The following is a 21,412-nucleotide window of genomic DNA, read 5'->3' on the forward strand; positions in this document are numbered from 1 at the left end:
TATAAAATCTTCTATATTTGCACCACTTAAAAATGGTACTTTGGCCGAGCGGCTAGGCAGTGGTCTGCAACACCATCTACAGCGGTTCGAATCCGCTAGGTACCTCAAAGAACTCCAGTCTTCTGATTGGAGTTTTTTATTTACCTGTATCTTTATATATTTAATTTTTTACTTTTCTAGAATAACAGTATCTCTTATAATGACGCTGATCAAAATTGTAATACCAAAATCTTGACTTGATACGCTGCTTCGAAATTATAAAATACGTAATGGAAATTATTGCCATTATTCCACAAAAAATACACGCCGATTCTATTACAAAACTATAGTCCATAATATTTTAAAATTTGGTGACCATAAAGATATAAATAATTATTAAATCAATAATAATGCATTATGATTGAATTATATTCAATAAATACAAATTAAAGTTAAACAATATTCACAAAAAGCTAATTACTAAAAACAGGCATAAATAAATTTTAACATTTCTTTAACTAAAACTTGGCTTCATAATTGAACATACCACACCAAGATTTAAAATTTGAGTTATGAAAAATATATTACTAACAGGTTTTTTGTCAGCCATTATGCTGACAGCCTGTAAAAAAGACGACCAAGTTGCAGAGAAATCTCTCGAACAGCAAAAAATAGAGTTTCAGGCAAGACAGCTTGAAATAGAAAAGCAAAAATTAGCAATTGAAAAGGAAAGATTTGCTTACGAGGCTCAAAAAAGAACAGATAGTATTGCTGAAGTTCAAAAAGCGAAAGAAGCTGCTGCAGCCGCAAAACCTCAGGTAATAAGAGAAACAAAAACAATTTATAGAGATACCCCCTCCTCATCTGGTAACAGTGTTGCCAACAACGGAGGAAGCTCATCACAAGGGACCACAGCCACAAAAAAAGGCATCAGTGAAGCAGCAAAAGGCACTGCTATTGGTGTTGTAAGTGGTGCAGCCCTTGGTGCTATAGTTAACAAGAAAAACCGTGGCGGTGGTGCTGTTGTTGGTGGCATTATTGGCGGAGCAACAGGATATACCCTGGGTCGGGCACAGGACAGAAAAAGCGGTCGTGTACAGCCCAGATAAAAATAGTTGTAATAAAAACAATAAAAGATTGCTTATTTTTAGGCAATCTTTTTTTATGATTTTAATTTTACTCACTATAATGGTTATTATTCCCGTCCTTTCAGGTTGGGGAAAATTATTCGAGACCGTTTTCAAAACTCAGTTATGCGAAGGCACTTCAGGAAAAATCATTTCTGGAATTTTTGGTATCTCAATTGTCTGGACTGTTTTAGCTTTTTTTATTCCGTTAAATTTATATATTGAGGTTCCGACAATCTTAGTAGGTCTGCTCTACTTTTTTAAGGAAAAATTGTATCTTGATCTGAACTTTTTTTCTCGAAAAGATTATTGGTTATTAACAATAAGTTCTCTTTTTATTTTATTTTGCGGATCATTTCATCCTTATATTTTAGATCATTTCGGGTACTATTTACCAAGCATACAGTGGCTAAAGGAATACGGTCTGGTAAAAGGAATTTCAAACCTTGATCTTGTACTCGGTCAAATGTCGATATGGCACATTTTTCAGGCAGGATTTTCAAATTTCACAGACCCATTTTTAAGAATAAACACAGTTTTATTAATTGTATATCTTCTTTACATTATAGAGAAAAAAAGCTGGATTCAGCTATGTTTTCTTCCAGTTTTACTCTTGTTTTCGCAATCTCCAAGCCCGGATTTGCCAGTAATTATTTTTTCTTTAATTGTCTTAAACGAAATTCTTTCAGGCAATAAAAATACATCAGCACTTTTTGCTTTTTCCATATTTGTTTTTGCAACAAAACCAACAATGATCTGGTTACCAATTCTGACATTTTTCTACTCTGTCTTTATTACAAAGTTTCAGTTTAAAAATTTAATTTCCGGAACTCTGATCTTATTTTTATTTTGTTTAAAAAATATCTGGACATTCGGATATCCCGTCTTCCCCATTGCAATTATTGATTTAGGATTTGCATGGAAACCCAATCATGAGCTATTAAAATCTTCTTCTGAATTTGCCATTCTCAAAACTTTTGACAACCAGTATTCCTACACAGAAATTCAGAAGTTTTCAACATCTGACTATATTAAAAACTGGCTTTTTCTTGATGGAATTAAATCCGTCATCAATATTCTGTTTATTTTTAGTTTAATCATTTTCACCGTTTTTACTTTCATTAAAAAAAATAAAACCATCACTTTTATTTGTATTTCATTAATCATAAAAAGCATTTTAGTTCTACTGTTTTCGGCACAATACAGATTTTTCATTGATGTATTTTTTGTAATCATTTTTGTAATGTTTTTTACTTATTTGAATAAAAAGAAATCGCTCATAATTTATTCAGCATTAATGACATTTTTCGTCAGTTTTATAACTTTCCCTTCGGTTGCAGCTCAATTCATTCCAAGTTACAGAATGTCTTCATTCATGGGAGAATTTAAATCTGAACAATTATATACACCTTCAGTTTACGAATATAAAAAACACCATTCTTTCGAAACAGGAAATTTAAAGTTTAATGTATCGGAGAAATATCCCTTTAACTTTGATACGCCAATTCCCGCAATTTCTGAAAGCTTCATTTTTGACTATCAAAAAGCAGGAATCTTCCCTCAGTTGATTGATAAAAATAATATCCGAAAAGGTTTTATTTCAAAAGAAATGACGGAAAGTGAGCAAAAACAGGTCAAAAAAATAACTGATAAAATCACAAACTCTTATAAATAGTATCAACTCAAAGACTTTATTATCTGAATAAAAAACGGTAATTTTGTAGTATGTTCAATACTTTAGGGAATCTGCTCAGCCTGACGACTTTCGGTGAAAGTCACGGTCTTGCGTATGGCGGAATCATCAATAATTTTCCGGCTGGTCTGGAAATCAATTTAGAAAAAATCCAACACGAGCTTGACCGAAGAAAACCTGGTCAGTCAGCTATCGTTACACAACGTAAAGAAAGTGATACTGTGAAATTTCTTTCAGGAATTTTTGAAGGAAAAACTACCGGTACGCCGATTGGTTTTATGATTGAAAACGAAAATCAAAAATCAAAAGATTACGATCACATCGCACAATCGTATCGTCCGAGTCATGCCGATTTCACTTACGATCATAAATTCGGAATCCGTGATTATCGTGGCGGCGGAAAATCTTCTGCCCGTGAAACCATCAATTGGGTGGTCGCCGGAGCTTTGGCAAAACAGCTTTTATCGGATATAAAAATTAACGCTTATGTATCTTCCGTAGGCGAAATTTTCTGTGAAAAACCATATCAGGATTTAGATTTTTCTAAAACTGAAAGCAATGAAGTCCGTTGTCCTGACTCAGAAACAGCTGAAAAAATGATTTCAAAAATCAAGGAAATCAAAAAAGAAGGCAATACAATTGGTGGAACAATCACTTGCGTAATCAAAAATGTTCCCGCAGGAATTGGCGAACCTGTTTTTTCAAAATTACAGGCAGAATTGGCAAAAGCAATGCTCAACATCAATGCCTGCAAAGGTTTTGAATATGGAAGCGGTTTTTGTGGCGCAAAAATGACAGGAAGCGAACATAACGATGCGTTCAATACAGATTTTACCACAAAATCAAATCTTTCAGGAGGAATTCAGGGAGGAATCTCAAACGGAATGGATATTTATTTCCGTGTAGCTTTTAAACCTGTAGCAACTATTTTAAGACCTCAGGAAAGTGTTGATAAAGAAGGAAATCCCGTCACTGTAGAAGGGAAAGGAAGACATGATCCCTGTGTGGTTCCAAGAGCAGTTCCTGTTGTAGAAAGCCTGGCTGCATTTGTTTTGGCAGATCTTTTTTTGATTAACAAAACGAGAAATATCAATCAATTTTAACCATAAATATTTTAGGTAATGCAAAATTACTGGGAACAAAGTATTTCTTTCGAGGAATATGTTGAAATCGGAAAACATAGATTAGAAAACCCTGCCAATCAACAGGAAATCGACTATAAACAATATTACGAACTGGGACTGCAGAGAATTGAGAGAACATTAAAAAAGTATGTTCCGAATGAAGATCAATTAAAAGAATTGGAAACCAAAAAATTTGACGGAAAGATTTTAATTATTTCCGAAGTTTGGTGTGGCGACGCAAGTGCGACCGTTCCGGCTTTGGTTAAATTTTTCGAAGGTAAAAATGAGGTTAGAATTTTCCTTCGAGACAGTGATAAAAGCTTAATCAATCAATTCTTAACCAACGGAACAGAATCTATCCCCAAAGTTATTATTCTGGATAAAGATTTTAACGTAAAAAATTCCTGGGGACCACGTCCAAAATACGGTAAAGAATTGCTAATGAAATACAAAGCTGATCCTGAAAATTATACAAAAGATCATTTTTACAATGATTTGCAATTGTATTATGCGAAAAACAGAGGAAAAGACGCTATTCAGGAAATATTGGAGTTGTTATAGTTTTTAATAATTTAGTTATCAATAATATTACATTTAGTTTGTCATTCCGTAGGAATCTAAGCTGAATTTATAAAATTTATTCTGTCAATAATTTGTTGAGATTCCTACGGAATGACAAAAATGTAGTTTAATTTTTTCCATTAAAACAATTTTTATTAAAAAGTAAAAATGAAAAAAAATATAATTTATATCGTATTAATTGCCATTATCGCAGTAATCGCTTTTGTTCCCGGAGTAAAAGACAAATTGAAAGACCTGTTTTTTCCGGTTGCAACAATAGAGAGCGCCGTACATATTGAAGCAGATGATTATGATATTGATCTGAAAGGAATCAACGTTCCCAGTAACAATATGAAGAATTTCAGGAACAAACCTGTTTTTTTGAATTTTTGGGGAACATGGTGTCCTCCATGCAGGAAAGAATGGCCATCGATTCAGAGATTATATGACCGGAGGAAAGATAATGTAGATTTTGTTTTGATTGCGATGAAAGATGAAGAACCAGCCATAAGAAAGTTCCTGAAAGAAAATAATTATACCGTTCCTGTGTACATTGCACAAAGCCCTATCTCGGAAAAAATTCTTCCAAAAGTGTTCCCTACAACATTCTTACTCGATGAAAACGGAAGAATCCTCATCAAAGAAGATGCAGCAACAGACTGGGATTCAGAATCTATTCACCAGTTTATAGATAACATCATTAAATAAGTTTTAACTTAAATTATAATTTGTTGGTATAGAATTTGAGAAGTTTAGAGAGTTGAAATTATTTTAAAACAAACACAAAATGAAATATTCAAAACTTAATTTAGCTAAAGAAGCAATCAGTCACAAAGGCTTCGTAAAAAAAATACCTGACATTTTCAGAATGGTAAAAATGTGGAGAAAAGGAGAATATCCTGTAAAATCGATAGATCTTATTCTACCGTTGGTTGGTCTTCTTTATGTTGTTTCTCCCATCGACATCATTCCTGATTTCATTATTGTTGCAGGAGTTTTAGATGACATAGCTGTCTTATCTTTAGCCATTCCGAAACTGATCCGTGAAGTAGATAAATTTCTGCTTTGGGAAGCCGAAAGAAAATACAGCACAGACGGCTCTAAAGTAATTGATGCTGAAATTATTAAATAAAATTGAACCATTCCTTTCCGGGATGGTTTTTTGCATATGGTCAATTGCTTCGTTGCGAACTTCAAAATACGAATTTACATTTTCACCTGCAAAACAAAATTCGCAATTGACTTTTAACATCATTTCCTTAAATTTGCAACATCTAATAAAAAATAATGGAAAGTAAAAAAGAATTCTTTTTAGAGTGTTATAAGCTTGGCATCATCAAATTCGGAAGATTTACCTTAAAAAGTGGGATTGAAAGTCCGTTTTATGTAGATTTAAGACCTTTAGCATCAGATCCCAAAATTTTGAAAAATCTGGCTAATTATTTATTGGAAATGCTTCCTCTTGATAATTTTGATCTGATCTGCGGAGTTCCTTATGCTGCACTTCCAATGGCTACGGCAATGTCTCTGGAAAGCTATATTCCATTAATTATTAAAAGAAAAGAAGCAAAAAACTACGGTACGAAAAAACTGATCGAAGGAATTTACCAGAAAGGCCAAAACTGCCTTTTGGTAGAAGACGTAATTACTTCCGGAAAATCTTTGATTGAAACCATTGCAGAAGTTGAGCAGGAAGATCTGAAAGTTGCTGACATCGTTGTCGTTTTAGACAGAGAGCAAGGCGGAAAACAGCTTCTGGAAAGCAAAGGATACAGAGTTCATACCCTTTTCAATATTTCAGAAGTTTGCACGATTCTTCAGGAGGAAGGCGAACTTTCTGATGACGAAGTAAAAAGAATTCAGGATTTTCTTGCCGGAAACCATATTCAGTTTGAAGAGATCACCAGACTTTCTTATCAGGAAAAATTTGAAACTGCACAGCATTCTGTTTCAAAAAAACTATTAGAAGTTGCGTTGGCAAAAGAATCCAATCTTATTGCTTCAGCTGACGTTACTACAACTCAGGAATTATTGGAACTGGCAGAAAAAGTGGGACCACACATTATTGCATTAAAGACTCACATCGATATTATTTCTGATTTTGATTACCAAAATACCATCGTCCCGTTGAAAGAAATGGCGGTAAAGCACAAGTTTTTATTAATGGAAGACAGAAAATTTGCTGACATCGGAAACACACAGGAACTTCAGTTCACAAGCGGAGTTTTCAAAATTACAGATTGGGCAGATTTTGTAACGTCTCAGGTGATCGGTGGTTTTGAATCTTTAGACTGTTTCAAAAACGTAGGCGTTGTAGCAATTATCGGAATGTCTTCAAAGGGAACTTTAACGACAAACAGCTACAGGGAAGAAGCTTTGAAAGTTGCTTTATCACATCCGAACGTTATTGGTGGAGTTTCTCAGAACGCTCTTCCTGACGAAATGTTGTTGTTTACACCGGGAGTTAACCTTGCAGATTCGGGTGACGGAAAAGGTCAGCAATACAATACTCCGGATCATGTTTTCAAGACATTGCATACCGATTTTATCATTGTGGGAAGAGGAATTTACAAATCTGAAAATCCCGCAGAAGCTGCAATCACTTATAAAAACGAAGGATGGAAAGCCTATTTGAATTCTTTAGAAAAAAATGCGATCCAACAGTAAAAAATCATCTGTATTGTATTTAAAATAAGTTATATTTGATGCTTTATCATCAAATTGGAAAAGTTTAGTATTTGTTTTATTCTGTTTTGTGCAATTGTGCAGGTTTCTGCACAGAAAGACAGCATTTCTGTTAACGCAAAATTATCTCAGAACAAAAAAAATCTTGAAGTAAGACAGGAAATTATTTATCACAACGATTCTGAAAAACCTTTAGACAGTATCAAACTCCTCAATTGGACAGCAGCTTATAACAAAAGAGGAACTTCTCTGGTTTACCGTAAACTTGAAGACCGAAACAACAGTCTCCATTTTGCAAAACCTGAATTATTAGGTAAAACTTCTGACCTGATGATCACCAGCAATGAAAATCAACTGGTTACCAAAAATGATTTGTCTGAAGAGAATTTATATTTTGTTTTAAATAAACCTTTGCAGGCTGGCGAAAGTATAAAATTACAATTACACTATCAGATTCAGCTTCCTGATAAGAAATTTACAGGATACGGAACTTCTGAAAACAATATTGCTTTAAAATATTTCTTTATTGTTCCGGATCATTTTGATCCGGACAATATTTCTTCAAGAAACTTCCAGGACATTGAAGAATCCGTAAATTTTAATACGCATTGGAAAGTCAACTTTGATCTTCCGGCAAATTATTTTGCAGAAGGAAATCTTGAGCAAAATCCAATCAATTCTTTTAATGGATATTTAGATGCTGATCCAGAATTTGTGATTTCTCAAAATCAGTTTCAGAAGATTGAAGTAAATTCAGAAGATATTCATACTGAAATAAAATTCGGATACACACTCAGTCCGCAGGAAATTCAGAATTTAGAATTTTTCCTTCCGCTTCAGCTCAGATTTATCAAAGAAAAAACAGGTTATATACCGGAAAGAATTTTTATTTCAGATAAATTCAGGGCAAAAGAAGATTTTTTCGGGAACAACGACATCAGTTTCTGGAAATTCAGGTTTAAACTTTTTACAGATGCTGAAAAAGCAGATCTGGATTACTTTGGGATCATCGCAAAAAAAACTCTCGATCAAAGCATAATTACAGATAAAGAAGATCATCATTGGTTCAAAAACGGACTGAAATCTTATCTTGAAATTCAATATTTGAAAAAATTCTACGGAGAAACAAAGCTTTTGGGAAATTTGCCTGAAACAAGTATTCTAGGAATCAGACCTCTCAAATGGTTTCACGCTTCAGATGTAAAGTTGCTCGACCGTTATGGTTTGGCGTATCAATACATCATGTCTCAGAATCTTGATCAGAAAATCGACGAACCGTTTTCAGCATTGAGTAATTTCAACGATATGGCGATCAGCAGCTTTGAGACGGGGAGTCTTTTCAGTTTCTCTGCCGACAAAATGGGTGAAGAAAATTTTAATCATTTAATTAAAACTTATATTGCTGAAAACAGAGATCGTGAAATCAATCCTGAAGAATTTCTAAAGCAACTTTCACAAAAAGAACCGTCAACAGATTATTTAACAGAGTTTTTAAAGCAGAAAAACAGAGTTAATTTTAAATTGAAAAAATTCAGAACTAAAGATGATTCTTTAGAAATCAGAATTGCTAAAAATACAGACGAAGCAATTCCCGTGAAGCTGGAAACGCAAACACGAGATGGCGAACGAAAATCTTACTGGATAGAAACAGCCGAAAATGAAAGATTAAAAACCGTGAATCTTCCTGCAGAAAATATTTACAAGATCACATTAAATGATGATTACATTTTCCCGGAGGCTAACTATCGTGACAATTTTTTATATACAAAAGGTTTATTTTCAAACTCAAAAAAAATAAAATTTAAACTTATAAAAGATATTCCGAACCCGGAGTTTAATGAAATTTATCTTAATCCAAGAATCCGATTTTCCAATACTTATGATAAGTTTTTGATTGGGATGAATTTTAAAAACCAATCACTTTTTGATCAGAAATTCCTTTATTCAATTACTCCGTCTTTCAGTACCGGAACAGGAAAACTGACCGGATCAGGAGCAGTTGAATATTCATTTCTTCCAGCGGAAAGCATTATTCAAAGTCTGACTTTTGGAGTTTCAGGATCATATTTTCATTATGATTATGATCTGGCTTATCAAAAAGCTTCACTGTATTCTGCTATCAGATTTAGGAAAAATCCGAGAAGCACTGTAAGTCGTGGAGCAAGTTTTTCATATAATTATTTTCAAAGAGATCTGAACGCAAAAATGATTGCAGAACGTGATTACGAAAAATACAATCTTTGGACACTTGGTTATGGATATGCCGATAATCAGATGATTCACGAGAAAAGCTTCAGCATCAGTACTCAGGGAATGCAGGATTTTAATAAAATTACGGCAGAAGCTTTCTACAGATGGGAATTTGCACCAAGACAAAAACTAAGTCTCAGATTATTCGGAGGGTATTTTGCAAGAAACGAAACAAGAAACAGCACTTTCGATTACGGAATTTCACGAGTTTCTGATTATTCCTTCTCTTATAATCTTCTGGGACAAAGTGCAACAGGCGGAATTTTGTCTCAGCAATTTGTTTTGGCAGATGGTGGTTTTAAATCTTTTATTCCCGGAACGGTCAATCAATGGATCACATCATTTAATGTTGATACAAGTGTCTGGAAAATCTTTCATATCTATGCCGATGCGGGAGTTTATAAAAACAAAAATAATCCTGCACAGTTTATCTGGGACAGCGGCGTAAAAGTAAGAGTGATTCCTGATTTCCTTGAAATCTACTTTCCCGTTCAGTCTTCTTTAGGCTTCGAACCCGGATTTAAAGATTACGGAAAACGCATAAGATATACCTTGATTCTGAATCTAAGCACCATCATCAATGCTGCAAGAAGAGGTTGGTACTAAATAAAAAAACAGCTGCCAAATGACAACTGTTTTTTTATAAAATTAAAGTTTAAATTAATCTTTTAATATCTTCTGAGAGACCGGTTGATTATTTACCATTCCTGTTACAATGTAATTACCTTTTTGTAACTCAGCAATATTTAAGGTTGTTCCTCCTTTTACAGAAGCAGTTTTTACAAGTTGTCCGCTCAGACTGTAAATTTTTACGTCTTTCACATCACTTCCAAAGGTGATTTCTTCATTCTTAACAAATGAATTTTTGATAAACTGAGATTTTACAGAATTATTTGAAACATCATTCACTGCTAACACACCTGATGATTGGGGAGTTGGCAATGATATGGTAAAATCAACATTATTATTATTGGTATCGCCAGTTGTTCTGGTAATAGAGTTAAGAATTGTTGGTGAAGGCGCCGCTCCTGCTCCTTCAAACTGATTTGCGAGACCATATCCTACAAAATCTAAAACATTACTAGCTGTGGGTCCGGTAACCTGCGTTGCATTGCTTGCCAAAGCAACTTTTCCTGAAGTAAGTGCAAGACCAACTCCTACTCCAACACTTGGAGAACCGTCAATATTCAAAAGAACACTTACGATAAGATTAGGATTAACCAAATTAATTAGTCCGCCTAATCCATCAGATCCTTGTTGAATCAAATAAGTTTGTCCGGGACTCAAAGTAATATTCGGCAAGTTGTTATACTGAGTAAAAGATCCCGTTGAAGATGCATACTGAATGGTCGCACCATTGAGGGAAGCTGTAGAACTACCTATATTTTTCAATTCTATGAAATCGTTGGTAATTGCGGCTCCTAAAAGTCCACCTCCAGTATAGATTTCATTAATTACAATCTGGGCATTAGAAAATGCAACTATCGAAACTAGTCCGATAAAAGTAAATACTTTTTTCATAACGATAATATTTTGATTTGTTAACAAACAAACAGCAAAAACAATACCATATACCCAAAAATACACAAATTATGTTAAGATTATCTTAAAGTAATATTTAGTTGAAAAATAAAAGCCACTTCAATGAAGTGGCTTTCAAATTATGAATGCTAATAACTAGTCTTTCAAAATCTTTTGAGAAACGGGTTGGTTATTTACAGTTCCTGTTACGATGTAATTTCCTTTTGCCAATTCAGCAACGTTCAAAGTAGCACCTTCTTTTACAGAAGCAGTTTTAACAACCTGACCTGTAAGCGTATAAATTTTAATATCTTTCACATCAGCTCCAAAAGTGATTTCTTCGTTTTTAACAAAAGTGTTTTTTACAAAGCTTGATTTAATTTTGTTCAAATCTGAAACAGCAAGAACTACAGGTGGCGTGGTTGTTACTACTAAATTATCTATTTCAATAAATGGAGTTTCAGTTACACTATCTTGTCTTAAAAAGAAAGCACTCGCTGATGTTAAATCCGTTCCAGTATGTGTATCTATTGGTGTAGCTAACAAATTATTTACCCATAAATTTACTGTATCATCAGAGGTACCTGAGTTAAAGTTATACCCTACGGTAATCTGATAAGTTTGATTGATATTATAGTCCGCTGTAGTCCACGTTGTAGTTGCCCCTGCTGCAGTTCTAACCTCAATACCTAATTTATATGTAGTATCAGTAATTTTTTTCGTCCATATAGTACCACCAAAAGTAGTATTATCCTGTCCAAAACCAGCAAAATACCCACCATCTGCCAATGTTGCAGCAGTGATATTAGTTATTTTTAAATTCATTGAATAAAAAACACTCCCAGAAGTTACAGGCGTAATAGCTTGCTTCAAATCTTCACCAACTCCATCAAATTTTACAACACCAGATTGGACTAAAATTTTGTCTGTAGCATTTGCAGATTGTACCGCCCAGTTACCTTGTCCATTAAGATCTCCGTCTGGATAAGTAAATGTTTCATTATAAGGTAGAGTTGCTTGTGCATTTGCCATTCCAGCAACTGCAACAACCCCCAAAACAGTAAAGATTTTTTTCATAACTTAAATTTTTAATTATTAATAATTTACATTGCAAAATTAAAGCATTTTTTACACATAAAACAATATTAAGGTTAATTTACTGTTAATAATACTAAACACTGTACTGTTCACATATTTTAGTTATTTTTACCAATTATTTTTAAAGATTTGCGGAATTCAGTTCTGATTTTCTTGCTTTTTTTTCTGGGCTTATCGTTGAATAACGCCCAAATTTTCTCGTGGAAAAATCCCAACATTCCGAAAGACAGTATAAAGAAGGACAGCATTCTCGCAGCAAGGCTTGAACAGGACATTTTCGCAAAAGACACAATGGATTTTGTGAAAACCAGCAACAGAATCATCGTTGACGAAGCGGTATTGGCAAAGAATGACAAAAGAAGATTTTTAGGCGAATTAAATTCTAAAGGATCAATCATCCGCGGAATTACTTTCGGGAACAATCAGGGGCAATCTGTGCAGAGTTCTATGGATCTCCAAATTTCAGGAAGACTGTCAAAAGATGTAACGATTTTAGCAAGTATTTCAGATCACAATTTACCGATTCAGGCAGATGGTTACACACAGACGCTTGAAGAATTTGATAAAATCTACATGCAGCTCAATATTAAGGATAAATCTATTCTTAGAGCTGGGCATTTGGATTTGGTAGATGATAAAAATTATTTTGCGAAATATCAGCGACGAAGTATGGGACTTCAGTTTCAAACGCAATTCGGAACTGAAAACAAAACTTTTGTAGATGTTTCGTTAGGCGTAGCCCGAAGTGAATTTCACAGAATCCGTTTTCAGGGAGTGGAAGGAAATCAGGGACCTTATCGTTTAACAGGAAAGAACGGCGAACAATTCATCACTTTGATTTCAGGTTCTGAGCAGGTTTTTATCGACGGTATTTTGATGAAACGTGGTGAAAACCAGGATTACGTTATCAATTACAATACAGGAGAGGTTACCTTTACCAGTTTCCGACCGATTTTCCAGCAGAATTTTATTACCATTTCATTTAATTATACCAACAGAAACTATTCACGATATTTATTTACCGGAAAAGTGCAGCATCAACGTGAAAAATTCAGAATTGGTCTGAATTGGTTTATGGAGAATGACAACAAAAATGCTCCATTAGCTTTAAATTTATCTAAAGAAGATGAGCAGATTTTAGCTGATGCAGGAAACGATCCCAACCTGATGTATGCTCCGTCAGGAGTAGTCACAGAATATGACGTAAATAAAATTTTGTACAGTCTCGTTCAGGATACAAACGGAAGTCACTATCAGTTTTCAACAGATGTTACTCAAACTTTATATACTGTTTCGTTTACCTACTTCGGTGCTAACTTAGGAGATTATAAACTGATACAGACAACGAATAACGGACGTGTTTTTGAATATGTTGGTCAAAATTTAGGTGATTACAGAGCGGTAAGAAAATTGCCTTCGCCGCAAAAATCACAGGTTTACACCATGAATTCCGAATATCTTTTAAAAGACGGAAAGATAGGTGCAGATATTTCTTTAAGCAACTACGATCTTAATTTATTTTCATCAAAAGATTCTGATCAGAATTTAGGATATGCTGCAAGAATTTTCGGGAACAAAACATTTACAAAAAACAGTTGGAAAGGAACTCCAAGTTTTGAATACCAATACATCGATAAACAATTTCATATTCTGGATCGAATTAATGATGTAGAGTTCTCCAGAGATTTCAACTTAGCTCAAGAGTTCAGCGGAAAAACTCAAAACAGATTTATTTTTAACTTTCTTAATAAATGGAACAACAAATCTGTTCTAAACTACCGTCTCAACTATCTTGACGAACAGGATTCTTATAAAGGAATCAAAAATGATTTAGACTTTAGCTGGATCAAAGGAAAATTCCTGACCAAAGGAAACCTATCTTATCTTGATACCAATGCAACTTTACAGGACACAAAATTTATCCGTGGCGGAGCCTCTTCAGAATATACCGGACAAAAAGGAAGCTGGGCTTTGGGGGGAAGTATGGAACACAATGAAAAGAAATTTAATGAAACTCAACTGATGGATGTCACCAGTTTCAGCTGGAAAGAATTGTTTGTACAAAAGAAAATTGGTGACAGTACAAGAACAAAGCTTTTGGCTAAAATGTACATCAGAGATAATGACTCTGTACGTGATAACAGACTTCAGAATATGAACAGAATTTTAGGTTTCATGGCAGAAAGTCAGTTGATCAAGACAGAAAAGACGACCTTAAATGCCTTGATTCATTACAGAAAATTCTTCTACAAAAATGAGGATGTCGATATGAATCAGAATAAAGATTTTGTAGTCGGAAACCTTTTGTATAATCAACAGTTATTTAAAAACGGTATGCGTTTGCAGGCATTCTATGAATTAGGAAACGGACAGGAAGCGCAACGTGAATTTCAATATATCAAAGTAACTGACGGACAGGGAGTTTATAAATGGACCGATTACAACGGTGACGGAACTCAGCAGTTGGATGAATTTGAAATTGCGGAGTATTCCGATCTGGCGCAATATATCAGGATTTACACCAATTCGGTTCGGTACATTCCTTCCAACAAAAACAAATTGCAGTTGGCATTATTTGTCAATCCGTCGATTGTATTTAATTCTGAAAATAAGTTTTTAAAACGATGGAATTTTAATGTTTCATTAAACTCTCAAAACTCATATTTCAAAAGAGATAAAGTTTTGGTTCTAAATCCGTTTGAGAAAAGTGATGATCAGATTCTCAAAAATCAGAATATATTGGCTTCCGTTCAGTTTAATCCTACCGAAAAGTCAGGTTGGAACGGGAACTATCGTTTCATTGCGAACGACAACCTCATCAATGCCAATTTCAGCAACGAAGAACGGAATCAGACTTCCCATTTCGTCAATCTTGGATATTGGTTTAATAAAGAATTCAGAGTAGATTGGGAAAACTCTGTTCATGATCTGCAAAATTCATCACAGCTTTTTGCCACGAGAGATTACCGATTGAATAATTTTGAGACCAAACCCAAAGCAACCTACAAATTTACCGACGCCATACAAGCCGAATTTTCGTCTGCTTATCGCGAAAAGAAAAGAGTGGACGGCGAAGAACTTCTGAAAGCTTTTGACATCACCGGAACAATTCAGTGGGAACGTAAGAAAACTTCTATCAGAGGAAATTTCTCATTCATTAACAATGATTTTACCGGAAACAATTTCAGCATTGTCGGAAATCAAATGCTTGACGGTTTAAAACCAGGAAAAAACCAAGTCTGGAGTGTATTTATCCAGCAGGCGATCAATTCTTTCTTACAATTAAATTTAAATTATGAAGGAAGAAATTCGGGAGATCGAACCATTCATATTGGAAGTATGCAGGTGAAGGCTAGTTTTTAAGATTAGAAACAAAATTAGTAATCATTCCTATTTTTTTAATCAAACCATCGAGTTTGTTATTTCGCAGAATCTTAATATTTTATTTTTCTGCATTTAGATTCCTACGGAAATCAAAGATTCCACGTAATGAATAACAAAAGAATATTAATTCATTGTCAAAATTAATCATCAAGTAAATAATGTAAAGTTTGTCATTCCGGAGGAATCTCAATATTTCAGTAGTATTGCAGCAAGATTCTGTGGAATGACAAAGTGTATTAGTTATTATTAAATTTTAAATTTCCTATATTTGTTCAGTAATAAAACACGGGGTGCCGCAAGGCTGAGATCATACCCGATGACCTGATTTGGATAATGCCAACGTAGGGATGTCTGCTTAAAATATTTTCATTTTATGCTTTATTCGTTCGCATACTTATCTGTGGTCAGAACCGAATAAATCAATTCAAAATAAAATGGAAGTAACAAAGTATTCCGGAGAACTTATTCCCCAACAAGACAAAAACTGGCAAGGAAGACCCGAATGGTTTTTCAACCGAGAACATACCGATACCTACGAATTGTGGTATGAAGGCAGATACAAACGTGCTGAAATCTGGCAGAAAAAAGTAATGGAACAGCTCGTTTCTAAAGATCAACGAGTAAAAACACTATTAGAATTCGGCTGTGGCACTACCCGATTTACCCGTTGGTGGAAAAACATTGGGATCGAAGCAACAGGCGGAGATATTTCACCTCTAATGCTCTCACAGGCGATTCATCTTTTTGAAGGCGATCTGGTAATGGCGGATTCTCATTTTATGCCTTTTAAAGATCATACTTTCGACTCACTGGCATTCATCACAACATTTGAATATTACAAAGATCCGGTGAAAGTTATCCGAGAAGCAGCCCGCGTTGCCAAATACGGAATTGCAATGGGGATGATGAACAGAAACTCTCCTAAAGTTGCCCGCAGAAGAGTACAGCAGTTATTTGGAAAAAATCCTTTTTATGTGACAGCTACTTTTTATACTCCGAAGATGTTGACTGAGATTATTGAAAAAGCTTTGGTCGGACGAAAATATACGATTGAATGGACATGCACAGGACTACCAAAATGGTTTCCAGTACAGCAGTGGAATGTTCCTGTAGGAGATTTCTTTGGTTTGTATATCCAACTAAATGATGTAGAATGAGTGAAACTTTAGGTAAAATCAATCATTCCCAATTCGAAGATTTTCTCAAACAACGATGTGGAAAAGAGCGTGATGAAGTGCTTGTCGGTCCTGAGTTTGGCGTTGATGTTTCAGTTGTCGATCTGCATGGCGGAAAAGCAATGGCGTTGACGAGCGATCCTTTATCGTTAATTCCATCTTTGGGTTTGGAGGAATCAGCTTGGTTATCGGTTCATTTGATGGCAAATGATATGGCGACGACCGGTTTTGCACCGATGTTCGGACAGTTTGTTTTAAATCTTCCGGCTCATCTTTCTAAAAATGATTTTGAAATTTATTGGAATTACATACATCAGTTCTGTAAAGATATTGGAGTAAGCATCACCGGAGGACATACCGGATTTATCGAAGGTCAAAACTCCACCATCGCAGGTGGCGGAACTTTTATTAGCATTGCTCCGAAAGATGAAATTTTGGTTTCAAAATATGCAGAACCGGATGATGCAATTTTAGTAACCAAAACAAGCGCAATTTCATCTACAGCCATTTTAGCCATGAGCTTTCCAGAAACAGTAAAAAATAAAGTCGGGAAAGAGTTTTACTATTCTGCTTCAGCGTCTTTTTACGAAACCTCATCATTGAAAGATGCTTTAACCGCAGTGCAAATTGACAATTCCGGAGTTACAGCAATGCATGATGTGACGGAAGGCGGAATTTTGGGAGCGATTTACGAATTGGCAATTGCATCAGGCAACGGAGCTGAAATTATTAATGAAAAAATTCCAATTGGAGAAGTTCAGTCGGCAGTTTGCAATCTGTTTTCGTTAGATCCGAGATATTGTATTGGTGCAGGTTCTATGATTATTACCTGTAAAAAAGAAAAAGCTTCGGAGATTATTTCAAGACTGGAAACCAATCAAATTCCCTGCACAGAAGTGGGAAAGATGACCGAAAAATCTAATGGAATTAAATTAATTGAAAACGAAAAAGCAAATGATTTAATGTATTTCGAAGAAGATCCTTATTGGAAAGCATTTTTTAACGCTTATAAAAACGGCTGGAAATAATGAGAAAGCAAACCATAGAATCGGGAATCTATTTAATTATTGATCCTTCAATAGATGAGGAAATTCTTTTTTCTAAATTAAATTTAATTGCAAAAGAAAAAATATCAGCTATTCAGATTTGGGACAATTTTGGAGAAAATCAGAATATTGAAGAACTGCTTTTAAAAATCCATGAAATTGCTTCGCTAAACAACATTCCGTTGATCATCAATAACCTTTGGGAATATTTGAAGCAAATTCCTTTGAACGGAATTCATTTCGATGAAATTCCTGAAAATTTTAATGAAATAAAAAACGAGATCAACAGTGACTGCATTGTTGGAATCACCTGCAATAATGAATCTTCAACAATTAAATACGCTGAAGAACATCAGTTCGATTATATTTCTTTCTGTTCGATGTTTCCATCAAAAACCGCAAACAGCTGTGAACTGGTCAACTTTGAAACCGTTGAAGAAGCGAAAAGTATTTTCAGTAGAAAGATTTTCTTAGCTGGAGGAATTGATTTAGACAATATTAAAAATTTAGATGAACTAAACTATGACGGAATCGCAGTTGTTTCAGGAATCATGAATGTAGAAAACCCATCAGAAACCATTAAAAAGTATCATCAAAAAATTAAAAAGTAAAACAATGAGAATAAAAACCATAGAAAAACTGTGTTGTCCGTTTGACAAATCAGATTTAGATTTAACGATCATTTTACAAGACGAAACCGAAAATATCACAGAAGGTTTATTAATCTGTGGCAATTGCAAAAGAGTCTACCCGATCATCAGCGGAATCCCCATCATGTCACCCGATGAATACCGTGAATTCAAACTTGAACAACCCGTTTTAGAACGCTGGGAAAAGCATTTGGAAGGCAAAAAAATAGAGAATTTCAGGTTGATTTCATGACGATAACAACAATAGATAATTTCAAAATGCTGAAAGTTTAGAATTTCGTAAATTTGCGGCATGATAAAAATAGGCAACATAGAACTGCCGGAATTTCCGCTTCTACTTGCTCCGATGGAAGATGTGAGTGATCCTCCGTACAGACGACTTTGTAAATTGCATGGTGCAGATATGATGTATTCAGAATTTATTTCTTCTGAAGGTTTGATTCGTGATGCAATGAAAAGCAGAAAGAAGCTTGATATTTTCGATTACGAAAGACCTGTAGGAATCCAGATTTTTGGTGGTGATGAAGAAGCAATGGCGATGTCTGCAAGAATTGTGGAAACAGTAAACCCTGATCTGGTGGACATTAATTTTGGCTGTCCGGTAAAAAAAGTGGTTTGCAAAGGTGCAGGAGCCGGAGTTTTGAAAGATGTTGATCTGATGGTTCGTCTGACGAAAGCCGTTGTAAGCTCAACAAGTCTTCCTGTGACGGTAAAAACACGTTTGGGATGGGACAGCAATTCAATTAATATTGATGAAGTGGCTGAACGTCTTCAGGAAACGGGAATCAAAGCTTTGACGATTCACGCAAGAACGCGCGGACAAATGTACAAAGGTGAAGCTGACTGGGAACACATCTCAAGAATCAAACAAAACCCAAATATTGAAATTCCTATTTTTGGAAACGGCGATATCGATTCGCCTGAAAAAGCTTTAGAATATAAAAATAAATACGCCTGCGACGGAATCATGATTGGTCGTGCTGCGATCGGTTATCCGTGGATTTTTAACGAAATCAAACATTTCTTTGCCACCGGAAAACATCTGGATGCACCAACCATTTCAGACCGACTTTTGGCTGTTCGTCAACACGCAGAATGGAGTGCTGAATGGAAGGGAGAGAAATTAGGCTTGATTGAAATGAGACAGCATTACAGCAATTATTTCCGTGGAATTCCTCATTTTAAAGATTTCAGAAGAAAGTTTCTTGAAGTGTATTCTTTGGTTGAAATGGATGAGGTGATCAAAGAAACGCAAGATTTCTATCTTGAATTTGCAGCTCAACAAGCATAAAAAAAAATAAAACCATCAGTTAATTCTGATGGTTTTTTAGTTTGACTATTCAGGATATATAATTATTTCTTAATATCAGTTTTCACGTCCTGATATGTTTTTTCTACAGCTTTTGCGCCTTTTTTACTTTTATCACCTACCCAATTCGCGCCTTTTTTCACGCCTTTTTCTGTAGCTTTGGCTCCTTTTTTTGCGGTATTACCCGTCCATTTTGCTCCTTTCTGAACACCTTTTTTGGTTGCGTCGGCTCCTTTTTTAGCAGCATTTCCTACAGCTTGAGCGTCTTTTTTCACAGTTTCTTTTACAGTCTGCTTTTCCTGTGCATTGGCAGATAGTGTGATTAATAAAATTGCCAGAATTGAAATTGTTTTTTTCATTGTATTTAAAAATTTAGATTAAAATTACTACTTTATTTTGTTTAAAATCAAATTTTTTCAGTTTGTTTTCCGGGAATTATCGGGCTCTTAAGCTTCGTTATTGGTTGAAATATTAGTATTTAAAACCCTTCCAGCGTTTCGAACGCTGGAAGGGTTGAATATAAAATGGTCAGAAAAAAATATAGAAATAATAAACCCATCAAAATCTGATGGGTTTGTTATTTTAATATCCTTCCGAGGAAGATTCATTTTTAATTAGAGCCAAAGCTGAGGAAGTTCCTATCCTCTTGACACCGAGATTAATCATCTTCTCGGCATCTTCGGGAGTTCGTACTCCGCCTGCTGCTTTTACAGGAAGTTTTCCTGCGTTGTCAAGCATTATCTTAATGCCCTCAAATGTTGCTCCGTTTGGTTTCCCGTTTTTTGTTTCATAAAAACCTGTTGAAGATTTTACAAAAATTTCAGATAAATCATTTTCAGAAAAATTTTCTTCTGCCCAATTAGAAATATTTTTAGTCAGATCAGCAATTTCCTCATCCGTTAAAGCTGCAATCTCGATGATCCATTTGGCAATTTTATGATGATTGATACACAATTGTGTACACCGCAAAAATTCATCTTTTACTAAATCTAAATCTCCTTTAAGATATGCGGAATAATTGATCACAAAATCTAATTCGTCTGCACCGTCTTCAATTGCTTTTCTGGCTTCTTCTAATTTTTCATCAACAGAATAAATCCCTTCATGAAAACCGATCACCGTTCCTACAACAACCTCTGAATTCTTTTGCTGAATATATTCTTTGATCTCCGAAACGTAATCGGGACGAATCATTACTGCAAAAATGCTATTATCAATAGCAACCTGCGCAAGTTTTTTGTCCGTCTGTAAAGTTTCTTCCTCCGAAAGACCAGATTGAGCAGGTGTTTTTAGATAGGTTGAATCCAGATATTGAGCAATATTCATGACAACTTATACTTTTAATTGTCTGTAGATCCCTTGTTCAAGAGAAATGAAAGTTTCTGTTCTGGTAACACCTTTCATTTTCTGAAGTTTATTTAAAATCTCCATCAAATGATCGTTGTCTTTGCATAAAACTTTAAGAAAAATTGTGTAGTTTCCTGTCGTATAATGCGCTTCTACCACTTCATTTACTTCCTTCAGTGATTTTACAACGTCATTGTAATGACTTGGCTGATCGAGGAACATTCCGATATAGGAGACTACTTTGTATCCTATTTTTCTTGGATTAAGGAATGAAATAGAGTTTTCTATTACCCCTGCATGTTCCAGTTTTTTAATTCTTTGGTGTACAGCTGTAGTTGAAATTCCTACCTGTTTTGAAATGAAAGCTAATGAACTTTTGGCATTATCCATCAACATATAGATGATTTCTTTATCCAGAGGATCTAAATGGTAGCTTGTACTTGTTGAGTTTTTCATCGTTGAT

Annotated in this window: 19 protein-coding genes, 1 tRNA gene and 1 riboswitch; of the genes, 15 read left to right on the plus strand and 5 right to left on the minus strand. The window is 34.8% G+C overall.

Going from position 1 to position 21,412, the window contains the following annotated elements; genetic code table 11:
* Positions 1-34: 34 nt before the first annotated feature.
* The 9 genes from AC4FQ5_RS07475 to AC4FQ5_RS07515 all read left to right on the plus strand — a co-directional run bounded on the left by AC4FQ5_RS07475 (position 35) and on the right by AC4FQ5_RS07515 (position 10,025).
* Positions 35-105 (plus strand) — tRNA-Cys (locus AC4FQ5_RS07475).
* Positions 106-551: 446 nt separating this feature from the next.
* Positions 552-1,088, plus strand: a complete 537-nt coding sequence (locus AC4FQ5_RS07480; protein WP_491142081.1) for a glycine zipper domain-containing protein — start codon at positions 552-554, stop codon at positions 1,086-1,088.
* 55 nt (positions 1,089-1,143) lie between these two features.
* Positions 1,144-2,781 (plus strand): LIC_10190 family membrane protein, encoded by a 1,638-nt coding sequence (locus AC4FQ5_RS07485; RefSeq protein WP_491142083.1) that lies wholly within the window; start codon positions 1,144-1,146, stop codon positions 2,779-2,781.
* Positions 2,782-2,831: 50 nt separating this feature from the next.
* Positions 2,832-3,902, plus strand: coding sequence for a chorismate synthase (gene aroC / locus AC4FQ5_RS07490; protein WP_491142085.1), 1,071 nt, complete (start codon positions 2,832-2,834; stop codon positions 3,900-3,902).
* 18 nt (positions 3,903-3,920) lie between these two features.
* The gene (locus tag AC4FQ5_RS07495) at positions 3,921-4,484 is read left to right on the plus strand and encodes a thioredoxin family protein (RefSeq protein ID WP_491142087.1); all 564 of its coding nucleotides are present in this window, start codon (positions 3,921-3,923) and stop codon (positions 4,482-4,484) included.
* Between the two features lie 168 nt (positions 4,485-4,652).
* A complete protein-coding gene (locus tag AC4FQ5_RS07500; protein WP_491142089.1) occupies positions 4,653-5,192 on the plus strand; it encodes a TlpA family protein disulfide reductase in 540 nt (179 codons plus the stop codon).
* A 79-nt stretch (positions 5,193-5,271) separates the two neighbouring features.
* Positions 5,272-5,616, plus strand: coding sequence for a YkvA family protein (locus tag AC4FQ5_RS07505; protein WP_491142091.1), 345 nt, complete (start codon positions 5,272-5,274; stop codon positions 5,614-5,616).
* A gap of 155 nt (positions 5,617-5,771) precedes the next feature.
* The gene (gene pyrF / locus AC4FQ5_RS07510) at positions 5,772-7,151 is read left to right on the plus strand and encodes an orotidine-5'-phosphate decarboxylase (RefSeq protein WP_491142092.1); all 1,380 of its coding nucleotides are present in this window, start codon (positions 5,772-5,774) and stop codon (positions 7,149-7,151) included.
* A gap of 54 nt (positions 7,152-7,205) precedes the next feature.
* Complete coding sequence (locus tag AC4FQ5_RS07515; RefSeq protein ID WP_491142094.1) at positions 7,206-10,025, plus strand: gluzincin family metallopeptidase; 2,820 nt, start codon at positions 7,206-7,208, stop codon at positions 10,023-10,025.
* A gap of 54 nt (positions 10,026-10,079) precedes the next feature.
* On the opposite strand, the gene AC4FQ5_RS07520 is transcribed toward AC4FQ5_RS07515, so the two are convergent.
* Both AC4FQ5_RS07520 and AC4FQ5_RS07525 read right to left on the minus strand, forming a co-directional pair.
* Positions 10,080-10,940 carry a lamin tail domain-containing protein gene (locus tag AC4FQ5_RS07520; RefSeq protein WP_491142095.1) on the minus strand — a complete coding sequence of 287 codons (861 nt, stop codon included), beginning with the start codon at positions 10,938-10,940 and terminating at the stop codon, positions 10,080-10,082.
* A 156-nt stretch (positions 10,941-11,096) separates the two neighbouring features.
* Positions 11,097-12,017: a T9SS type A sorting domain-containing protein gene (locus tag AC4FQ5_RS07525; RefSeq protein WP_491142096.1), complete on the minus strand. Its 921-nt coding sequence runs from the start codon at positions 12,015-12,017 to the stop codon at positions 11,097-11,099.
* Positions 12,018-12,329: 312 nt separating this feature from the next.
* Between AC4FQ5_RS07525 and AC4FQ5_RS07530 the strand changes: the two genes are divergently transcribed.
* The 6 genes from AC4FQ5_RS07530 to dusB all read left to right on the plus strand — a co-directional run bounded on the left by AC4FQ5_RS07530 (position 12,330) and on the right by dusB (position 19,584).
* Entirely contained in the window at positions 12,330-15,401 is a 3,072-nt protein-coding gene (locus AC4FQ5_RS07530; RefSeq protein WP_491142297.1) for a DUF8818 domain-containing protein, read from the plus strand.
* A 297-nt stretch (positions 15,402-15,698) separates the two neighbouring features.
* Positions 15,699-15,787: riboswitch (TPP riboswitch) on the plus strand.
* 69 nt (positions 15,788-15,856) lie between these two features.
* The gene (locus tag AC4FQ5_RS07535) at positions 15,857-16,579 is read left to right on the plus strand and encodes a class I SAM-dependent methyltransferase (RefSeq protein ID WP_491142098.1); all 723 of its coding nucleotides are present in this window, start codon (positions 15,857-15,859) and stop codon (positions 16,577-16,579) included.
* Positions 16,576-17,625: an AIR synthase family protein gene (locus tag AC4FQ5_RS07540; protein ID WP_491142100.1), complete on the plus strand. Its 1,050-nt coding sequence runs from the start codon at positions 16,576-16,578 to the stop codon at positions 17,623-17,625. Before AC4FQ5_RS07535 ends, AC4FQ5_RS07540 begins: the two co-directional genes overlap by 4 nt.
* A complete protein-coding gene (locus AC4FQ5_RS07545) occupies positions 17,625-18,254 on the plus strand; it encodes a thiamine phosphate synthase (protein ID WP_491142102.1) in 630 nt (209 codons plus the stop codon). The genes AC4FQ5_RS07540 and AC4FQ5_RS07545 overlap by 1 nt, the downstream gene beginning before the upstream one ends.
* Positions 18,255-18,258: 4 nt before the next feature.
* Positions 18,259-18,525 (plus strand): Trm112 family protein, encoded by a 267-nt coding sequence (locus AC4FQ5_RS07550; protein WP_491142103.1) that lies wholly within the window; start codon positions 18,259-18,261, stop codon positions 18,523-18,525.
* Positions 18,526-18,585: 60 nt separating this feature from the next.
* Positions 18,586-19,584 (plus strand): tRNA dihydrouridine synthase DusB, encoded by a 999-nt coding sequence (dusB, locus tag AC4FQ5_RS07555; protein WP_491142104.1) that lies wholly within the window; start codon positions 18,586-18,588, stop codon positions 19,582-19,584.
* 62 nt (positions 19,585-19,646) lie between these two features.
* On the opposite strand, the gene AC4FQ5_RS07560 is transcribed toward dusB, so the two are convergent.
* From AC4FQ5_RS07560 to AC4FQ5_RS07570, 3 genes are all read right to left on the minus strand, one after another.
* A complete protein-coding gene (locus AC4FQ5_RS07560) occupies positions 19,647-19,961 on the minus strand; it encodes a hypothetical protein (RefSeq protein ID WP_491142105.1) in 315 nt (104 codons plus the stop codon).
* Between the two features lie 223 nt (positions 19,962-20,184).
* Positions 20,185-20,928 (minus strand): deoxyribose-phosphate aldolase, encoded by a 744-nt coding sequence (deoC, locus tag AC4FQ5_RS07565; protein ID WP_491142107.1) that lies wholly within the window; start codon positions 20,926-20,928, stop codon positions 20,185-20,187.
* Between the two features lie 6 nt (positions 20,929-20,934).
* Entirely contained in the window at positions 20,935-21,405 is a 471-nt protein-coding gene (locus AC4FQ5_RS07570; protein WP_263003582.1) for an Lrp/AsnC ligand binding domain-containing protein, read from the minus strand.
* Positions 21,406-21,412: the final 7 nt, after the last annotated feature.

Source organism: Chryseobacterium sp. DT-167, assembly GCF_058310155.1.

Excerpts from the sequence above, each read along its gene's own strand:
- AC4FQ5_RS07480 (WP_491142081.1), top strand. The coding sequence starts at position 552 with ATGAAAAATATATTACTAACAGGTTTTTTGTCAGCCATTATGCTGACA.
- AC4FQ5_RS07485 (WP_491142083.1), top strand. The coding sequence starts at position 1,144 with ATGATTTTAATTTTACTCACTATAATGGTTATTATTCCCGTCCTTTCA.
- aroC (WP_491142085.1), top strand. The coding sequence starts at position 2,832 with ATGTTCAATACTTTAGGGAATCTGCTCAGCCTGACGACTTTCGGTGAA.
- AC4FQ5_RS07495 (WP_491142087.1), top strand. The coding sequence starts at position 3,921 with ATGCAAAATTACTGGGAACAAAGTATTTCTTTCGAGGAATATGTTGAA.
- AC4FQ5_RS07500 (WP_491142089.1), top strand. The coding sequence starts at position 4,653 with ATGAAAAAAAATATAATTTATATCGTATTAATTGCCATTATCGCAGTA.
- AC4FQ5_RS07505 (WP_491142091.1), top strand. The coding sequence starts at position 5,272 with ATGAAATATTCAAAACTTAATTTAGCTAAAGAAGCAATCAGTCACAAA.
- pyrF (WP_491142092.1), top strand. The coding sequence starts at position 5,772 with ATGGAAAGTAAAAAAGAATTCTTTTTAGAGTGTTATAAGCTTGGCATC.
- AC4FQ5_RS07520 (WP_491142095.1), bottom strand. The coding sequence starts at position 10,940 with ATGAAAAAAGTATTTACTTTTATCGGACTAGTTTCGATAGTTGCATTT.
- AC4FQ5_RS07525 (WP_491142096.1), bottom strand. The coding sequence starts at position 12,017 with ATGAAAAAAATCTTTACTGTTTTGGGGGTTGTTGCAGTTGCTGGAATG.
- AC4FQ5_RS07530 (WP_491142297.1), top strand. The coding sequence starts at position 12,330 with ATGGATTTTGTGAAAACCAGCAACAGAATCATCGTTGACGAAGCGGTA.
- AC4FQ5_RS07535 (WP_491142098.1), top strand. The coding sequence starts at position 15,857 with ATGGAAGTAACAAAGTATTCCGGAGAACTTATTCCCCAACAAGACAAA.
- AC4FQ5_RS07540 (WP_491142100.1), top strand. The coding sequence starts at position 16,576 with ATGAGTGAAACTTTAGGTAAAATCAATCATTCCCAATTCGAAGATTTT.
- AC4FQ5_RS07545 (WP_491142102.1), top strand. The coding sequence starts at position 17,625 with ATGAGAAAGCAAACCATAGAATCGGGAATCTATTTAATTATTGATCCT.
- AC4FQ5_RS07550 (WP_491142103.1), top strand. The coding sequence starts at position 18,259 with ATGAGAATAAAAACCATAGAAAAACTGTGTTGTCCGTTTGACAAATCA.
- dusB (WP_491142104.1), top strand. The coding sequence starts at position 18,586 with ATGATAAAAATAGGCAACATAGAACTGCCGGAATTTCCGCTTCTACTT.
- AC4FQ5_RS07560 (WP_491142105.1), bottom strand. The coding sequence starts at position 19,961 with ATGAAAAAAACAATTTCAATTCTGGCAATTTTATTAATCACACTATCT.
- deoC (WP_491142107.1), bottom strand. The coding sequence starts at position 20,928 with ATGAATATTGCTCAATATCTGGATTCAACCTATCTAAAAACACCTGCT.
- AC4FQ5_RS07570 (WP_263003582.1), bottom strand. The coding sequence starts at position 21,405 with ATGAAAAACTCAACAAGTACAAGCTACCATTTAGATCCTCTGGATAAA.